Source organism: Paenibacillus validus NBRC 15382 (genome assembly GCF_004000985.1).
In the GTDB taxonomy this organism is placed as follows: domain Bacteria; phylum Bacillota; class Bacilli; order Paenibacillales; family NBRC-103111; genus Paenibacillus_G; species Paenibacillus_G validus.
The window spans coordinates 15,611-32,493 of sequence record NZ_BIMH01000006.1; the positions used below are offsets into that span (position 1 = coordinate 15,611).

14 protein-coding genes are annotated in these 16,883 nt (G+C 54.1%); 3 read left to right on the forward strand and 11 right to left on the reverse strand.

The window, feature by feature from the left end:
• Nucleotides 1-115 precede the first annotated feature (115 nt).
• From PVA01S_RS06240 to PVA01S_RS06285, 10 genes are all read right to left on the reverse strand, one after another.
• The gene (locus PVA01S_RS06240) at nucleotides 116-619 is read right to left on the reverse strand and encodes a YhjD family protein (RefSeq protein ID WP_127606084.1); all 504 of its coding nucleotides are present in this window, start codon (nucleotides 617-619) and stop codon (nucleotides 116-118) included.
• A complete protein-coding gene (locus tag PVA01S_RS06245) occupies nucleotides 616-1,884 on the reverse strand; it encodes a DNA polymerase IV (RefSeq protein WP_127606086.1) in 1,269 nt (422 codons plus the stop codon). Before PVA01S_RS06245 ends, PVA01S_RS06240 begins: the two co-directional genes overlap by 4 nt.
• Nucleotides 1,881-2,252 (reverse strand): YhjD family protein, encoded by a 372-nt coding sequence (locus tag PVA01S_RS06250; RefSeq protein ID WP_127606089.1) that lies wholly within the window; start codon nucleotides 2,250-2,252, stop codon nucleotides 1,881-1,883. Before PVA01S_RS06250 ends, PVA01S_RS06245 begins: the two co-directional genes overlap by 4 nt.
• Before the next feature lie 234 nt (nucleotides 2,253-2,486).
• The gene (locus PVA01S_RS06255; protein WP_164751752.1) at nucleotides 2,487-3,920 is read right to left on the reverse strand and encodes a L,D-transpeptidase family protein; all 1,434 of its coding nucleotides are present in this window, start codon (nucleotides 3,918-3,920) and stop codon (nucleotides 2,487-2,489) included.
• 149 nt (nucleotides 3,921-4,069) lie between these two features.
• Nucleotides 4,070-4,807, reverse strand: coding sequence for an HD-GYP domain-containing protein (locus PVA01S_RS06260; RefSeq protein ID WP_127606091.1), 738 nt, complete (start codon nucleotides 4,805-4,807; stop codon nucleotides 4,070-4,072).
• Nucleotides 4,808-4,928: 121 nt separating this feature from the next.
• A complete protein-coding gene (locus PVA01S_RS06265) occupies nucleotides 4,929-6,521 on the reverse strand; it encodes a stalk domain-containing protein (protein ID WP_127606093.1) in 1,593 nt (530 codons plus the stop codon).
• Nucleotides 6,522-6,549: 28 nt separating this feature from the next.
• On the reverse strand, nucleotides 6,550-8,616 hold the full coding sequence (locus PVA01S_RS06270) for a FecR family protein (RefSeq protein ID WP_164751753.1): 2,067 nt from the start codon (nucleotides 8,614-8,616) through the stop codon (nucleotides 6,550-6,552).
• A 63-nt stretch (nucleotides 8,617-8,679) separates the two neighbouring features.
• Nucleotides 8,680-10,518, reverse strand: coding sequence for a CHASE2 domain-containing protein (locus PVA01S_RS06275; protein WP_127606097.1), 1,839 nt, complete (start codon nucleotides 10,516-10,518; stop codon nucleotides 8,680-8,682).
• 140 nt (nucleotides 10,519-10,658) lie between these two features.
• The gene (locus PVA01S_RS06280) at nucleotides 10,659-10,892 is read right to left on the reverse strand and encodes a ferredoxin (protein WP_127606099.1); all 234 of its coding nucleotides are present in this window, start codon (nucleotides 10,890-10,892) and stop codon (nucleotides 10,659-10,661) included.
• 175 nt (nucleotides 10,893-11,067) lie between these two features.
• Nucleotides 11,068-12,390, reverse strand: coding sequence for a DNA polymerase IV (locus PVA01S_RS06285; RefSeq protein ID WP_230876121.1), 1,323 nt, complete (start codon nucleotides 12,388-12,390; stop codon nucleotides 11,068-11,070).
• Between the two features lie 177 nt (nucleotides 12,391-12,567).
• Here PVA01S_RS06285 and cimA point away from each other — a divergent pair, with 177 nt between their 5' ends.
• A complete protein-coding gene (cimA, locus tag PVA01S_RS06290) occupies nucleotides 12,568-14,187 on the forward strand; it encodes a citramalate synthase (protein ID WP_054796824.1) in 1,620 nt (539 codons plus the stop codon).
• A 54-nt stretch (nucleotides 14,188-14,241) separates the two neighbouring features.
• Here the strand turns inward: cimA and PVA01S_RS06295 are convergent, their stop codons facing one another.
• Nucleotides 14,242-14,796 carry a TlpA family protein disulfide reductase gene (locus PVA01S_RS06295; protein WP_127606101.1) on the reverse strand — a complete coding sequence of 185 codons (555 nt, stop codon included), beginning with the start codon at nucleotides 14,794-14,796 and terminating at the stop codon, nucleotides 14,242-14,244.
• Nucleotides 14,797-14,982: 186 nt separating this feature from the next.
• On the opposite strand from PVA01S_RS06295, the gene PVA01S_RS06300 reads away from it, so the two are divergent.
• Both PVA01S_RS06300 and PVA01S_RS06305 read left to right on the forward strand, forming a co-directional pair.
• Entirely contained in the window at nucleotides 14,983-16,326 is a 1,344-nt protein-coding gene (locus tag PVA01S_RS06300; protein ID WP_127606103.1) for an MFS transporter, read from the forward strand.
• A 61-nt stretch (nucleotides 16,327-16,387) separates the two neighbouring features.
• Nucleotides 16,388-16,870, forward strand: coding sequence for a M67 family metallopeptidase (locus tag PVA01S_RS06305; protein WP_127606105.1), 483 nt, complete (start codon nucleotides 16,388-16,390; stop codon nucleotides 16,868-16,870).
• The last annotated feature ends 13 nt before the right edge of the window (nucleotides 16,871-16,883 follow it).

Consider the following 16,883-nt stretch of genomic DNA (forward strand, 5'->3'; position numbering starts at 1 on the left):
CAAGGATCGTCAATACGCTGCTTTCATTTTATCAAAATGATAACAACCGGCTCCAACTGGATTTCAATACATGAAGCCCGCAGGAAGAAATGTTTCCGTCGGGCTTCTGCATGGTTTATATTTGTTGCTCATCCGGTCTTCCCGCGCTATACATGTTTGTTACAAGACTGTCGGCGTATCGTCCAATCCTCACACTTATTTCAGCACGCATGTAGTCTCTGGTGATTGTAAAACTATCTTCATGCTCACGGCAGATATATCGGTAGCGAATCATCCGATCATCTTTTTCCTCTTCAAACACACGGATGTTTTTTTCCAACAAGTATTTTTTTACTTTCGACAAGTCTACATGAATGTTTTTCGCCAGAACCTGAGCCGCTTTAGAATAGAGCAATCTCAAGGTTTCGGAGGAGCGTTCCACTTCCCGAGCCTTTCTTATAATAATCGAATGCATGATGGGCAATAACACATAATCTCTCATCATGTTGATTTCTTCCGTTGTCGGACGACTATGTTGAACTGATTTATCGTTGAGTCTGTTCTGAAATGCCTCTTTATGTTGCGGAAGCATCATCCGGCTGGATTCCCACAGCCCGTTCTTTTCAAGCTTTTTGCTCATTTATAATGCCCTCCGATTTTCATCGACCTATCCGCTGCTTGCCCGGCAGCGGTAAGCGATGAAGCTCTTACGATTGCGGCGCTGCCATATCGATTTTTTATACTATCCGTAGCTTTCTCCAAGGCTCTGGACTTTACCTGATCCTCAAAGAGGGTAAGCTGGTAATCCTGATCGTCCATTAACTGGCTTAATGTCACACCGACACGACGCACGGGCATTTTATTCCAGAATTTATAAAAAAGCATTTTTACGGTTTCAAATACGGTATTGGTGTGGTTAGTAGGGTCCTGCATCTTCATTTGGCGCGAGAATCCGGTCGGTGCTTCGTAGGGACTGCACATGCAGCTGACCGTGACTACAGAGCCCATATATCCTTTACGACGGCAGTCGCGGCATACCTCCTCTGTGAGCTCCAGTAAAATGGTGTTCACTTCCCACGTCTCCACATAGTCTCTAGGTAAAGTCATCATATGGCCGACTGATTTTGGCGGCGTGTTGAATGTTCCGGGTGTAACCGGGCTATCATCCAGACCGTTCGCCGTCCGCCACATCACCTCTGCATGAATATCCGATTGCTTGCCAAAGCGAGCACGAAATTTATCTTTAAGACGCGGCAGCGGCGTTCTGGCAATATCGCCGATGGTGTGCATTCCAAGACGAGCAAAATGTGCCGTCATACGTGAACCGACACCGAACATCTTATTTACGGGTTGTGGCCATAGCAAAGTCTCGACTTCTGTTTTTGACAAGGTAAAGATGCCACTTTCATTCTTCTTTGCCCATATATCCGTCGCGATTTTAGCAAGTATTTTATTAGAACTGATGCCTACTCTAACCCATACTCCGGTTTGACTAAGAACCTTTTGCTGAATAGATTTAGCGATCGTTTCAGGATCTCCAAAGATAGGCAAGCTTGCAGAAACATCCAAAAACTGCTCATCAATACTGAATATCTCAACAAGATCCGTAAACTCCTCATAAATCTTCGTAATCATCAGTGAGACATCAATGTAATGCTGCATCCGGGGACGCATGACAACGAGCTCCGGACACTTGATAAGGGCTTCGCCCAACCGTTCCGCCGTAGTCACCCCGAAGCTTTTCGCGATGGGACAGGCAGCCAGAATAATACCTGAGCGGCGTGCCGGATCACCGGCAACAGCAACGGGTTTATTTTTACATTCAGGATGATCCGCCTTCTCTACGCTGGCGTAAAAGCTCTGGCAATCCGCTAGAAAAATAGTCCTTTCGCTGTTCTCGCTCATCTTATCTGCCTCCGTAAGTTCATAAGCATGGTCATGAGCTCAGCCTTTATCAAACTCCTCAGCATGTTGAAATGATGAACGTAGCCGCGGACTTTGTATTCTACCTGAATACCCTGCGCATTCATTTCTGTACTCAAAACTTTAATATTTTGTTGGATCATCTTACTTTTAATGCTCTGCAATTTTGAATAAATGGAATCTTCAACTTCCCTAAGATAAAAAATGACATGACGGAAAACAATTTTGTCCTGATACATTTTTAACGTATCCATATCTCTGGCTAACATATCCAGCAAAATGGGCAGCAAGGTGTAGTCCTTGATGATTTGAATATCTTCTTCGGTTTCAATACTTGGATTAACACTCATACATCCACCACCATCATGCGAACATATATTCTCGTTTCACATTATACACCGAACACTTGTTCTTTATGCAAGTGAATTTTTTGGAAATCGATTCTTCCCTCAGCCATGCAAAAAAAAACAGGTTACCGGCAGGCACCTGTCCTTTGCAATATTTTCGTACTCCATCTCTGCGGCTCAAATTTACGATCACGCCATCATCGTTGAACGGAACGCCAAAAGCGAGGGGAACGTCGTCTAATCGAGCCATTTATACACCTTGTTCGGGTTCGTATCGTCGGCTTGAGCGGGCAGCTTCAACGGGGTCGCGCTGACGGACGTGGCGGCAGGCAGCAAGCCGCGGCCGATCGTCACCTTCGTACCGAGCGGCGCCATGTCGAACAGCTCCTCCACGTCTGTCTGGCGCATCCGGACGCAGCCGAGCGACTGATCCTTGCCGATGCTCTTCGGCTTGTTCGTCCCGTGAATCGCGTATAACGTATCGGACAGCGTCATCCCTCGGCTGCCGAAATCGCCGTCTGATTGGCCGTTCGGATTGCGCACCTTCTCCGAAATAACGAAGCTCCCTTCCGGCGTCCGCGAACCGCCGAGACCGACCGGGTATTCGCGCACGACAATGCTGCCGCTCACGACCGCCAGCCGGTGAGCCGTTTTGTCTATCTTAATTTCAAGCGGCTCGGCGAGCGGTTGAATCAATCCCTCGGGAAGCTCACCGGGTGGCGTCTGACCTTGCGAAGATCCGCCCGCCTGCGCGGCTGAGCGCTCGTTCCAGCCCTGCATCTCTTGCGCTATAGCCGCCGAGTCGCGTGCGAACAGCTCCGACATATAAGGCGTCAACCCGGGCAGCACGTTGTCCGGATACGACGCCGTCAATTGCGAAGCTTCCGTAGGCGCTTGTCCGGTGCGCCGGATGTAGGCTGCCACCGCCGAGCGAAGCACGGCCTGCTGCTCCTGATGAGACATCCATGCCGCTACGACGCCGTCCGCCCGCTGAGCGTCGCTCGGCTCGCATTGACAGCTTTCCGCGTCGTGGTACAAAATTTGCTGCCGCGAAGCGTCAGACTCCGCCTCCACCGACAAGAGCGTCTCCGGCTTTCGCAGCCATTCGATCCAGGTCGAATCGCTGAGCGGGATGCCGCGCACCAGGATGCCGAAGCTTCTCACCCGTTCGAGCAGCAGCATGTGCTGCAGCGCTTGGCCGATCGTCTCCGGCGTTTTGGTCCCGGCCAAATAGTACACCCGGGTCGCCTGAATTTGCGCCGGCGTGACGTCCGCAGGGACGACGGCCGCAGGCTGCGCCAGCTCCTCCACCGTTCGCGTCTGCAGGCCGGGCGCCGAGAGCAGCGCAGCTCCGAGCGCAAGCATCGCTACGGCGAGACGCATGAACCGAATCCCCCAGCGGCGAGACGCCCGAGGCGGCTTCGACGGCCCGGGCGAAGCCGCCTCCTCCGCGGGCAGCACGACCTTCTGCTCTTCATAGGCCTCGTACACCTCGCCGGCTTGCGCATAGCAGTACAGCGCCTTGCCCTGCTTGCCTTGCTCCTCATACTCACGGCCGAGCAAGTACCAGGCCATTTTATTATCGGGATGCTCCCGGACGTATTTTTTCAAATATTGCGGATCCTGTTTAAAAAACTGCTGCAGTTGTTCGTCGGAATCTTTCGTTCTCACGAACTCCCCCTCGCTTTCCACCCTTCTCCCCTATAATATCGGCTGGCGGCTTTTAATTGTGAAGGTGAAGGGGAGCCGCGGAAGCAGCGCCAAAAACCGCTCTGCAGCGGTTTCAGCTTCTTCTTGCCTTATTCATGAAGCGCTCCCTCTTACCTCTCCTCGAGGCTTGACGATGAACGCAGTACCGTTCCCGTGCGAAGCTTCTCTCGCATGACCGCCTCAAAGGCATCGACGATCTCGGGGTCGAAATGGGTCCCCTTGCAGCGTATAATTTCCGACATGCCTTCCTCGTAGCTGCGCCCTCGCGCGTAAGGACGGTCCGTCGTCATCGCGTCGAAAGCGTCGGCCACGGCGACGATTCGCGCGAAGAACGGAATTTGATCCCCGCGCAAGCCGTCGGGGTACCCCGAGCCGTTCATCTTCTCATGATGATATTTGGCAACCTGAGTCGCCTGAAGCATACGTTCTTCCGGCTCCATCTTGGACAAGATGCGGGCGCCGATCGTCGTATGCGCGATCATCTCCTGAAACTCCTCGTCGTTCAAGCTTTCCGCTTTCAGCAGAATACGATCGGGTACGCCGATCTTGCCGATGTCGTGCATCAACGCGGCGCGGTGGAAATGCTTGCATTCTTCCTCGGATATTCCAAGCTTCCGGGCGATCCACAACGAGTACAACGCAACGCGGGACGAATGCCCGGCCGTATAAGGATCGCGTGAATCCAGCGCCAATACGAGCGAATGAATCAAATTCATCGAGAACGGATGGTCCGGTTCCGCACCGCCGCGATTTAATTCGGATGCCGATTCCAGCAGCAGCTCCAAGTCACGGTTTCTTTTTTCCAATTGTTCGATACGCTTCAGCAACCGCTCTCGTTCGTCCGGCAAGCCGTTCACCTCTGTTCTTTGACGTCTGAATGTACATGTAATCTTAATCGAAAAGACCTATTCTGTGAAGAAAGTAAAGTCGCTCTCTCTACAGAATAAGCCTTGTTCCGTTCAGCGGCAATTATTTGCCAGTTGTCCGCAAGATGGCGGTGCGTGTCTTAGAATCCCATTCAACATCCAAGCCAATTTCTTCGGCGAAGAAACGGACCGGCACATAAGTGCGGTCTTGTTTGATATAAGGGGCGGCATCCGTGCTTTTCTCGACGCCCGCTTGGCCCTGCTCGATTCGTTTCACGCCGGTGCGGTCGATGTAAAGCTCAATCGTTACGCCGTCTTTACTCAGCTGGACGGCTCTCGCCGCATCGTCGAACGTTACGTTGTAACCGAGCGCTTCCGTGATCGCCCGAACAGGAACCATCGTCCGTCCGTTCCCGATTTCGGGCAGCGCATCAAACTCGATCCACTTGTCATCGAGAACGACCTTCACGTTCGTATCGTCCGGCAGGTTGGCGGGAAGCCGGAAAGGACGGATTTGACGAATTTTATTGTTGTAAGCGTCCGAAACAAGCAGACTGCCGTCTTCCAGCACGGCGACGTCCGTCGGACGATGCAGCTGCGCATAGCCTTCGATGCCGTCGGCCTCGCCCGTCGTTTGATCCGGCGCGCCGGCAAGCGTCGATACTTGACCGTCGAGCAAATAACGGATCGAATGGTTTTGGCTGTCGGCGATGACCACGCCGCCTTCTTCCGTAACCGACAAGCCCAGCGGGAAGTTAAACGCCGCGTTCAACGCCTCCCCGTCGGCAAAGCCGCCCGGGACATACAGATCCTTGAGCGCTTCCGCTTTGCCGCTGCCGGCTGCCGTTGTGACGGTGCCTTGCTGCAGATCGATATAACGGATACGCTGATTGCCCGCGTCGCTGACGTACAGGTTGCCCTTGCCATCCAAAGCCAGCCCGCTCGGCTCGTTAAACTTGGCCTGAGCCAAAGCTCCGTCGGCGAAATCTCCCGCCGGCGCCGCTTGCCCTGGAGAAACCTCGACCGCCCGTCCGGATGCCGCATTTAACGTCGTCACTTGACCGCTTGGCGAAATGCTGCGAATCGCATGATTCAGCGTATCGGCTACATAAACGGTACCGTCAGCCGCGACGGCGACATCCAGCGGACTGTTGAAACGCGCCTTGGATCCCGGCCCGTCTTCCTTGCCCAGAACGCCGTCCCCGGCAATCGTGCTGACGTTGCCGGACGGATCGATTTTGCGGATCGAGTGATTGCCGGTATCCGCGACGTATACATTGCCTTGCGCGTCGGTCGCGATTCCCTGCGGGCCGGAGAACAGCGACAAGTCGCTTGCGCCGTCCAATCGCCCGCCGATCGGGAACCCTTTAGCGTCCATTTCGTAATAAATGCCGGCGTACGGGGTAACCAGCCCGCTGTAGATTTTGCGAATTTGATGATTGCGCGAATCGCTGAAAAGAACCGCTCCGTCCGGCTTGACGGCAATACCTGCCGGAAGCCGGAATTGCGCCGCATTCGTCCTGCCGTTGACGTTGCCGATATCCCCCGTTCCGGCGTATGTCGTCACTTGGAGCAATAGTTGATGATCCGCTCCCCGGAGACCGTCCGCGTACAAGCCCGCTGCAGACGCTCCGGTACCTCCGGCGATAACGGATGCGAGGATGGACAAGGCGATGATTTTCATGGCTTTATTCATGAGGTGCTCCTTTCTGGCCGCTGAAGCTTTAATTTAACGTCACAGCGGCCGATGCTGCCGCGCTGACCGGCAATTCGTATACGGTGCGGCCGTCTTTGTCAAGGACCTTTACATACATCAGCTTGACTTGTGTCGAAGCAGCCGATGTCGTTACGGTTAACGGCGCGAAGAGCAGCGTTGCCGTTTCGCCCTTCAAGTTGATTGGCGGCACCGGGCTGGAGCCGGGCGTCTCATAACGGGTGCCGGCGAAAATCAGCTGCTTCTCCGTCGTTCCGACCTCTTGCGTTAACGTTTCCGCCGAGTTTGCCCCGTCGAATATCGTTCCGTCATCACTAGGCAAGCCTGCGCCCGGAGCCTCGTAGTTCAAATCGGCCTTGTTGTAAGCGACATGCGCCTGAACCGCATAGAACGGAAGAGCTTCCAGGAAGTTCTCCATCTCCAGCTTCAGCATGATTTGATTGTTTTCCTTGACGCCGACCTGGCTCAGGGTCACTTTCGGTTCAACCACTTCGATCGCAATCTCTTTGTCTGCGCTTGTTCCGGCAGAATTGATCGTAACCGCATGCAGCCGGTAAACCCCAAGGGTGCTTGGTACGGTAACCGTAAACGCAGCTTCTCCGTTCACAACGTCTTTCGTTTCGTTGTTCAGCTTAATTTTCGAACCGGCCTCTGCGGTAAGCACGACGGTTACGCTTTGGTTTTTCAACGCCTTCCGGGGGGCGCTCTTCACGACGGGAGCGCCCGGAGGCGTATTCCCGGAATCCCCGCTAGAATTAGATGGAGCTGGCGCGGGGGTTGGCGCCGGATTCGGATTGTTCTGTTGCGTTTGTTCGAAATTTTTTCTGGCCTCATCCGTCATACGGCTTAACAGCGCATCCTCGGCTTGTTTATTAGCCGCCGCCTTCGCTGCATCGTTCGCTTCCTTGATCCGCTTCTTGTCTTCTTCCAGCCGATTCAGCAGAGAACTCAGCTTATCCTTGTTGGCCTGAAGCAGATTGTCTTCACCGGTTTTCGGCGGCGCAGGGGGCTGCTCCCGCTTCGCCTTCTCGACCTCCGGGTCGATCCCCGCGTTCTTGTCCAGCAACGGGATCTTGTTCAAATCAATCTTTTTGAGCGGGTCTTCAATGTTTTGATTCGCCTGATCCACCATCTTCTGATCAATTTTCTTCTCATCGATGGCAGCTTTCACCAGGTTCGGGATAGCGGCATCGAAGTTGTTCATCACTTTCGCCAAATCGTCCTCCGACAGAAATTTGAGGATCGCAAACTCATCCGGCTTCTGCAAGCCTTGCTCGAACTGCTGCTGCAATTTTTGTTTCATCTCATCGAGCTCCCGCTGGATGTCGGGAATGTTTTTCACGAAAGCTTCCATTACCTTGGGCGAAGCCTGGTTTACGATTTGATTCATATCCGCATATTCAACCCTCGTACGCAAATCAGGCGCTTGCGTTCGCGTGTCCAGATTGATCTGCTGGGCCGGATACACCGCTGCGGTATTTGTAAGCTGTAAACTGGATTCGCCGGGCCCTGAAGTACCGGAAGTTACGGTCGTCGCCCTGACGACCCCCGCGGCAACCAGCATGGTCGTTCTACCCGTTAACGGATTGGTATATATGAAGAACTGCGTTCCGCGTACACCCATGACCGCCGTCGGCGTCTCCACCTCGAACTCGTCTTCCGAGCTGACGAGCGATTTCACTTTCGACCACATGGAGCCGGCCCAGGCTTTCACCTTCGATTTCTTCGCGCCCCCGTCTTCCATCAGCTCGGAGATGTACACCTCGGCGTTCTCCCCGATCGTCAGCTCATCGTTCCGGTCGACGATCCGCAGCACGGCCGACGCTCCGGGACCGGTGGAGATCGTATCCCCCTGATTCAGCGTCAAGTCTTGATAAACCGTATTGGAACGGGATCCGCCCGATTTCGTGTAGGTGACGTCGCCGCTCACTTCAACAACGACGGCGGAACGAACGGACTTGGCGGAAGCCGGTTCGGCGAATGCCGAAGACAGCAGCGACAAAACCATCGTCCCCGTTACGGCCCAAGACACCGTCCTCCGGCCTTTCCGTTGATGTGCTTCAGTTTCGTGTCTCACTGCAAAACTCCTCTCTTTACGATGTATAAGAACCATCGAAATCGAAATCGAACCCATTCTCGTCTAGGATACGCCGGTTTTCCTTTCCGCAGCTGACGCCGGAGCTCCCCGTATACCTAACACCTCGTACAGCTTCAGCGGCACGCTCTTCCCTTTCATCAGCTTCTCGCCGGCAAAGTTGTATTCGAAGTACGCCTTCGTCAGCTCATACGTCGCTTCGGAAACAAGCACTTGATTCGGCTGCGTGTTCGATTCGATCCGCGCCGCCGTATTGACGTTATCGCCGATCGCCGTGTAGTCGACCCGCAGGTAGGAGCCGATGTTGCCGACGACCATTTTCCCCGTGTTGATGCCGATCCCTACCGCAATCGTTACGCCATACTTCTCCAGCACGTCGGCGCGAACCTTCTCCATGCCCTTCTGGATCTCGAATGCCGTCTTCACCGCGTAGTACGGATGGTCCGGAACGTCAAGCGGAGCGTTGTACAGAATCATCGCTGCGTCGCCGATAAATTTGTCGATCGTGCCGTGGTTGGCCAGCGCCCGTTCGGTAATCAGGTTGAACATCATGTTGAGGAAATCGACGACCTCCTCCGGCTCGAGCCTCTCGGATAGCGGAGTGAATCCCCGGACGTCCAGGAACAGCACGGTCAGCTCTTTACTGATGCCGCCGAGCTTGATTTCTTGCTCGCTCGTAGCTATTTCTTTAACCAGATCGGGGGAGATATAACGGCCGAATTGTTTCGTTATGTAGTTTTTCTGCTTCGTCTCGAAGTACGTCTTCATGGAGATATTCCCGAGGTAGGCAAGCAATCCGCACGCCAGCGCGCCTACGACATCCATATATTGCAGCGAGGAGGAGAACAGGAAATATTGGCCCGCAAGGAGCGCAATCATGAGGCCGAGCAGGAGAAGCGCTCCCGAAGTCGCCCGGAGCCGCCAGGTCGCGATGACGGCGAACAGCGCCACGACGACGGCAAGCGCCAGCTCCAGCAGCCCGTTCACCCGCGCAATGACTTGATCTTTCAAAATTTGGTTCAAGATGTTCGCATGCGCGTAAACCATGTGCATATGGTTCTCGATCGGGGTAATGCCTTCATCCGAGCCCGGCGCCACATAACCGACCAGAATAAGCCGGTCCTTGAATGTCGCCGGAGGCACTTTGCCTTGCAGCACGTTATTGAAAGGAATCGTTTCAAAGTCAAACTCCTTGGCGTCCCATCGAATCAGCATCTCCGATTTCGGACGGTCTTTCAGCATCGGCAAATTCAAGTAGCGATCCACATTGGCGCCCGCCAGTTGGGCCATCGCCAAGCCCATCGACGGAAATAGGCCTTCGGGCGTATGGATTTGCAGCCAGTTCGAGCGGACGACGCCGTCAGTGTCGAACGTTGCGTTGATGTGCGCCCGGTGCACGGAGTCTTTAAATATCGGAATCGGCTGCTGCACCCCGCGGGCCTCCATCCATTCGCCGGCCCTGACCGTCGTGCTGCGGTTGAATTCGCCTTCCACCAGCGCGTGCGAAGGAAGAATAATGTTCTTATGCTTGGCCAGCTCCTCGGCAAGCGCCTGGTCGCTCTCCGGCTTGTCGCTTTCGGTGTACAGCTCGATATCGAAGGCGATGACTTTAGCCCCGCCCTGTTCCAACTTTTGAATCAGCTGCGCGTAAACCTTCCGGTCCCACGGATAAGGTCCCACTTCCTTAATCGACTGCTCGTCGATGCCGATGACGACGATATCCTCATGCGGCTGCTGGGACATCGTACCTTTCAAATTCCACATATATATCTCATTCGACAGCACCTTCAACCAACCGGACGCCAGTATGACGATACCTAACAATATGATGATTGCATTGCCAATAAAAAGGACGGTTGACTTGCTCATTTCCTTCTTCTTCATGAATAGCCCCCAGCGATCAGTATACGCCACTATATTTTAACATACAAAAACATTTAAAGAATCAAGGAATTGTAAAAACATATGAAAAAAAGCCTACCCCCGATGGCCGGGAATAGGCTTTAAGTTGCAGGTCGAATCGATTAGTTAAAAGGCGTATCCGCCACTTTAATAGAGTCAGTCGGGCAACCGTCTTGCGCGTCTTGCAGATCATCGTACAGGTCTTCCGGAATTTCCGTAACGCCTTTGTTGCCGTCGCCTTCGAAAATAACTTCAGCAAGGCCCTCATCATCGTAATCGTAAATATCAGGTGCCGTGGCGCCGCATGCGCCGCACGCGATACAGGTGTCTTTTTCAACCCAAGTATATTTTGCCATGTCTAAGTTCCTCCCTTGATTGTGTAACCTTATCCTAAAATATAATATTATAAAAAACAAGAAAGTTCAAATAGAAAGTATGAAACAAATCGTTCACGGAACGAGAACGGTAGCCTCTCTATACGTTATATTAACCCGAACGGCCCAACCTTAAAACAAAACGAACGCAAATGGTTCAGGAATCGTCTTCCACCTCGAGCCCCTTGAGCCGCAAGTGATCCATCTGCAGCGACGTGCCGCGCACTTTGGCGTTACGGATCAGCGTCGACGGATCGTCGCCCAGCATCCCGGCCGTCAACACCGCGCTTTCCCCGTACTTGTCGCGCAGCTTGTCGAGCGTCCGGTTGAGCTTTTCTTTCACCGGCTGCTTCTGATAGCTGAATAAATCGAGCTGCACGGCGGATTCCTGCCGCGAGGTCAAATTTTGCAGCGTAAGGCCGACCAGGCGCACCGGGTCCCCTTCCTTCCAATAAGCATCGAACAGCTTGCACGCCATCCGGTAAAAGTCGTCGGCGCTCTCCGACGGCTCCGTAAGCTTAGCCGCTCTCGTAATCGTCTTCATATCCGGATCGCGAATCGTCACCTGCACGGTGTGCGCGAGCAGCTCCTGCTTGCGCAGTCTGCGCCCCACTTGATCCGCCAAATTCAGAAAAACGCGGTGAAGATCAGCACGCTGCGTATAGTTCACGGGCAGCGTCGTCGTATGGCCGATCGATTTGCTCTGTTCGCGCTCCGGGTTGACGGGGGCGTCGTCCTCGCCGTTCGCCGCCCGTTTCAGCCAGGCGCCCATCACCCCGAAGTGGTTCGTCAGCAGCCTCTCATCGGCATGCGCCAGCTGACCCAGCGTATGAATTTGCAGCCGTTTCAGCTTATCCGCGGTCTTCTTCCCGATCCCGAACAGCAAGGCGCACGGATGCGGCCATAGCACCCCGGGGACGTCCCGCTTCCGCAGCACGGAGATGCCATTTGGCTTCTTCATATCGGAAGCCATTTTGGCCAGCAGCTTATTCGGGGCGACGCCGATGGAGCAAGGCAAGCCAAGCTCCTCGCGAATGCGGCTCTGTATCGTTTGCGCAATGTGCAGGGGCGTGCCGAACGACTTCGAGCCGGTAATATCAACGTAACATTCATCAATCGACATCGTTTCCACGAGCGGCGAATAGTCATAAGCGATTTTCATAAAGCGGCGGGAGAACTGGCGGTATAAATCGAAATCGGGTCGGATCAAAATCAAATTCGGGCATAACTTCAACGCCTCGCGAACGAGCATTCCGGTCTTCACGCCGCGGGCCCGGGCGACGTACGAACACGTCACGATGATGCCTTTGCGCAGCTCCACGCTTCCCGCCACAGCCAGCGCCTTGCCGCCGTACTTCTCCGGCTCGACGGCTTCATGCACGGAGCAATAAAACGCGTTCATATCGATATGCAGAATCACTCTGCCGTTCAGCGGATAACCGTTCGCCGGCATCCGCGTCTCCTGGGTTCCGTCCGACATCGCCCGGGTCACCTCCTCACTTCGCTATCTCTAGCATAAATCGGCTCGCGGCGTCGGTCAACTGCCGCCCTGACGGCATGATTTTATATTCTATAATATCCCTAACAAGAAACAATGTGCTATAATTATGAATTATACTTTGCCATCGATAGGCTTTCACGAAACAGGAGGATTCCCATGACAGGCACCGTTAAAATTTTCGATACTACGCTCCGCGACGGAACGCAAGGAGAAGGCGTCAGCCTTTCCGTGGAAGACAAGCTGAAAATCGCCCAGAGGCTCGACGCATTGGGAGTTACTTATATTGAAGGCGGCTGGCCGGGAAGCAACAACAAAGACATCGAGTTTTTCATTCGCGTCAAAGATTTGAAGCTCAAGCACGCCAAGGTGACCGCCTTCGGCAGCACGCGCCGCAAAGAAACGCTCGCGGATCAAGATCCGAACCTGAACCGAATTATCGAAGTCGGGGTTTCGGTTGCCACCATCTTCGGGAAGTCGTGGGATTTCCAGGTTCATACCGCGATCCAAACGACCTTGGAAGAAAACCTGGCGATGATTTTCGATTCCGTCCGTTACTTGAAGCAGAACGGGCTCGAGGTTATCTACGACGCCGAGCACTTCTTCGACGGTTACAAAAGCAACCCCGACTACGCCTTGGCTACCATCCGCAAAGCGGAGGAAGCAGGCGCGGATTGGATCGTGCTGTGCGATACGAACGGCGGCACGCTGCCGCACGAAATTACGGAAATCGTGAAGGTCGTCCGTCAATCGGTCGCGACGCCGGTCGGTATCCACGCCCATAACGACTGTGAGCTCGGCGTCGCCAACAGCCTCGCGGCTGTCATGGCCGGCGCTACGCAAGTGCAGGGCACCATTAACGGGTACGGCGAACGCTGCGGCAACGCCAACCTCGTGTCCATTATTCCGAATCTTCAATTAAAGCTGAACTACAGCGTCATCAGCGAAGAACAGCTGGCCAGCTTAACCGGCGTCGCCAGATACGTCAGCGAAATCGCAAATATGCATATGCCGGTGAACCAGCCGTATGTAGGAGCGGCCGCTTTCGCTCACAAGGGCGGCATTCACGTCTCGGCCATCCTGCGCAACTCCAGCACATACGAGCATATCAAGCCCGAGCTTGTCGGCAACAAACAGCGTGTCCTCGTCTCCGAGCTGGCCGGTCAAAGCAATCTCGTATTCAAAGCGCAGGAAATGGGTCTTGATTTCGATACGAACAACCAGCAAACCAAGCAGTTGATCGAGCAGATCAAAGAAATGGAGCATCAAGGCTACCAATTCGAAGGTGCAGACGCTACGCTGGAGCTGCTCATTCGCAACGCATACGGCAAGCTGGAGGAAGTATTCTCGCTCGAATCGTTCAAAATTATGGTCGCCAAAACGATGAACCAGCCGGTATTAACCGAAGCGATCGTGAAAGTGAGAGTCCACGGCGAAACCTGTTATAACGCGGCCGAAGGCAACGGCCCGGTTAATGCGCTCGACAACGCCCTGCGCAAATGCTTGCTGCAGTACTACCCCGGCCTCCAGAACATGCATTTGTCCGACTATAAGGTGCGTGTGCTTGACGAGAAAGACGCAACGGCCGCGAAGGTTCGCGTACTGATCGAATCGTCCGACTTCCAGAATACGTGGAGCACGGTCGGCGTCTCCGAGAACATTATCGAAGCCAGCTGGCAAGCGCTTGTCGACAGCATCCGTTATGCCTTGCTGAACCAAACAAGAGCCGCGAGCAAGCAAGCAGAGTCTAAAGAACGCTTAGGCCTTGTCAACCACTAGAACGAGTGAAGCTGCAGTCCGCGCTCCGATGCGCAGGCTGCAGCTTTTTTACGTTCAGGAAGCCGGCGAAGCGTCAATAAGCTTCTTAATTTTAGCCTCCAGCTCATCGGGAGCAAGCACATGGACGATTTCCACCAAGCGTCCATGCTTGTCAACGAGAAAGCTTGTCGGGACGAACAAAATGCGGAAATCGTTCGCCGCCTCGCCGCTCGTGTCGAGCAGGACCGGAAAAGGCAGATCGTGTCCTTGAACGAACGCGTTGACATCTTTTATCGAATCACCCTTCGTAACGTTCACCGCATACAGATCGAAATGATCCTTGTAACGCTTGTACACGTGTTTCAGCGCCGGCACCTCCTCATGACAAGGCCCGCACCAAGACGCCCAAAAATTAATCAGCAGCGGCTTGTCGCGCGTGCCTCCGATCACGTATTCTTTACCGTCCAAGCCTTTTATTACATGGTGAGGAACCGGCAAATCGACCGCAACCGACGGTTTAGCCGCCGCCGCTGCCGCGACCTTCGTCTGGCGATCCATGCGTTGCCATTGCCAGCCGGCGGTAACCGCCAAAACCAAAGCCGCAACCGCCAATGCTATTGTTTTTTTCATCGTATGTTCTCCTCCATCTTGCGTTCCTGCTTTTCCTCCGGCGCGCCAACAAGGGATGCCTACTATTATTTCCAGCTGCAGCGAAATGAATCCCATGGAAAACGTTCCAGCCTGCTTCCAAGGATGGCTTCCAGAGCGCAGGATACATTAATCTTATTATCGGCGCATATGGAGGTCCCGTCAGCAATGGAAAAAACGAAAAAGAAGAAACTGTCCATCCTCTTCGAAAGCGATATAACAGCGGATAACTACACAATGAATCGCCAATCCGAAGCCGGCGACCAAACCGAATCCAAGCCGACCGCGAAGCAGCAAGCGAACGCCGGCTCCAAAGGTTTGATCTGGGAGTTCATCGCCATTGCAACGGTACCGCTCGTCCTGGTGCTCGGCAATTCGATGCTCGTACCGATCTTGCCGGAACTTCAAGAGAAGCTCGGGATCAGCCAATTTCAGAGCAGCCTTGTGATTACGCTGTTTTCCGTCACAGCCGGCCTTGTGATCCCGATATCCGGTTATTTGTCGGACCGGTTCTCACGCAAAGCGATTATTATCCCTTCGCTCATCATTTACGGAGCAGCCGGCATTTTGGCTGGTCTGGGGGCCGTTTGGAACTCCTACACCGTGCTTATCGTCGCCAGAGCGATTCAAGGCCTGGGCGCCGCCGGCACGGCGCCGATCGCGATGGCACTGGCGGGCGACTTGTATAACGATGGAACGGAAAGCAAGGCGCTAGGCTTGACGGAAGCGTCCAACGGCACCGGGAAAGTGGTCAGCCCGATACTCGGCTCGCTGCTGGCGTTAATTGTTTGGTATGCCGCCTTTTTCGCATTTCCGGTGTTTTGCCTGCTTTCCCTGCTCGCCGTTGTTTTTTTGCTGAAGGAACCGGAGCGCAAGAACGAACCCCCGAAGCTGTCCGAATATATCCGGCAGATCGGCACGGTCATGAAGAAAAAAGGCCGCTGGCTGGTCACTTCGTTTGTCGCCGGTTCGGTAGCGCTGTTCGTCCTGTTCGGCGTTCTCTTCTATTTATCGGACATTCTAGAAGCGGCGCCGTACCATATCGACGGCGTCATGAAAGGTCTTGTGCTGGCCATCCCCTTGCTGGGACTCGTGATCACGTCGTATACGACAGGCTCCATGATTAAGAAGAACGGCAGCTTGATGCGAGTGCTGATGACGATCGGATTAGCTGTCATGACGGTCTCGCTCGGCTTATGCATCCTCTTTTATAACAAAAACATCTATCTGTTCATCAGTCTTCTAACGCTCAGCAGCATTGGAACCGGGCTCCTTCTGCCGTGCCTCAACACCATGATTACGGGCTCGGTCGAACGCGACCAGCGGGGAATGATTACGTCGCTTTACAGCAGCCTGCGCTTCCTGGGTGTGGCGTTCGGTCCGCCCTTGTTCGGCTGGATGATGGACAAGTCGCATCAAATCGTATTTATTACCGTTACATCGCTTACCGCGATCACGCTCGTTCTCGTCTTTTTCTTCATCAAACCGCCTGCCAAGCTTGGAGGCAGCTAGCCATCCGGAGCGGTTGCTCTTATAATGGAAGGTAAAAATGAGATGAGGCGAACAGCGCCCGATGCCACCCGAATCGATTACACTGACGTCCGCCGTTTGGCAAAAGATGATAGACCATTGCCGGGAAGCCTACCCGCTGGAAGCCTGCGGCTTGCTATTCGGCGGCGATTCAACGCAAAGCGAATCCCTGGTTTCGCCCATCATCGACGAATTTCTGCCTATCGCTAACGTTGCCTCCGACCCCGGGCACCGGTTTCGGATGCATCCGCAGCAGCTGATTCGGGCGTTGACGCGGGGCTCGGGAGAACACCCGGCGGGAACACGTCGAGCATTGCTGGGCATCGTTCATTCGCACCCGAAAGCGCCGCCGGTTCCATCTTCGCTCGATCTCGACCCGTTGTGGAACGGTATTGCGAGTTATTGGATCGTATCGTTATCCGACCTGGAGTCGCCGGCTGTGCGAGCTTACACCATCACCTGCGGCGGGGACAAGAAACCGGTCAGCCTTCCTCTGGTTTTCCGCGTTGGCGACAACAGTCCATAAGCGCAAAAAAACC

Bases quoted from the DNA above. Each gene is read 5' to 3' on its own strand.
- PVA01S_RS06240 (WP_127606084.1), bottom strand. From the start codon at position 619: ATGAGCAAAAAGCTTGAAAAGAACGGGCTGTGGGAATCCAGCCGGATG.
- PVA01S_RS06245 (WP_127606086.1), bottom strand. From the start codon at position 1,884: ATGAGCGAGAACAGCGAAAGGACTATTTTTCTAGCGGATTGCCAGAGC.
- PVA01S_RS06250 (WP_127606089.1), bottom strand. From the start codon at position 2,252: ATGAGTGTTAATCCAAGTATTGAAACCGAAGAAGATATTCAAATCATC.
- PVA01S_RS06265 (WP_127606093.1), bottom strand. From the start codon at position 6,521: ATGAATAAAGCCATGAAAATCATCGCCTTGTCCATCCTCGCATCCGTT.
- PVA01S_RS06275 (WP_127606097.1), bottom strand. From the start codon at position 10,518: ATGAAGAAGAAGGAAATGAGCAAGTCAACCGTCCTTTTTATTGGCAAT.
- PVA01S_RS06280 (WP_127606099.1), bottom strand. From the start codon at position 10,892: ATGGCAAAATATACTTGGGTTGAAAAAGACACCTGTATCGCGTGCGGC.
- PVA01S_RS06285 (WP_230876121.1), bottom strand. From the start codon at position 12,390: ATGTCGGACGGAACCCAGGAGACGCGGATGCCGGCGAACGGTTATCCG.
- cimA (WP_054796824.1), top strand. From the start codon at position 12,568: ATGACAGGCACCGTTAAAATTTTCGATACTACGCTCCGCGACGGAACG.
- PVA01S_RS06295 (WP_127606101.1), bottom strand. From the start codon at position 14,796: ATGAAAAAAACAATAGCATTGGCGGTTGCGGCTTTGGTTTTGGCGGTT.
- PVA01S_RS06300 (WP_127606103.1), top strand. From the start codon at position 14,983: ATGGAAAAAACGAAAAAGAAGAAACTGTCCATCCTCTTCGAAAGCGAT.
- PVA01S_RS06305 (WP_127606105.1), top strand. From the start codon at position 16,388: ATGCCACCCGAATCGATTACACTGACGTCCGCCGTTTGGCAAAAGATG.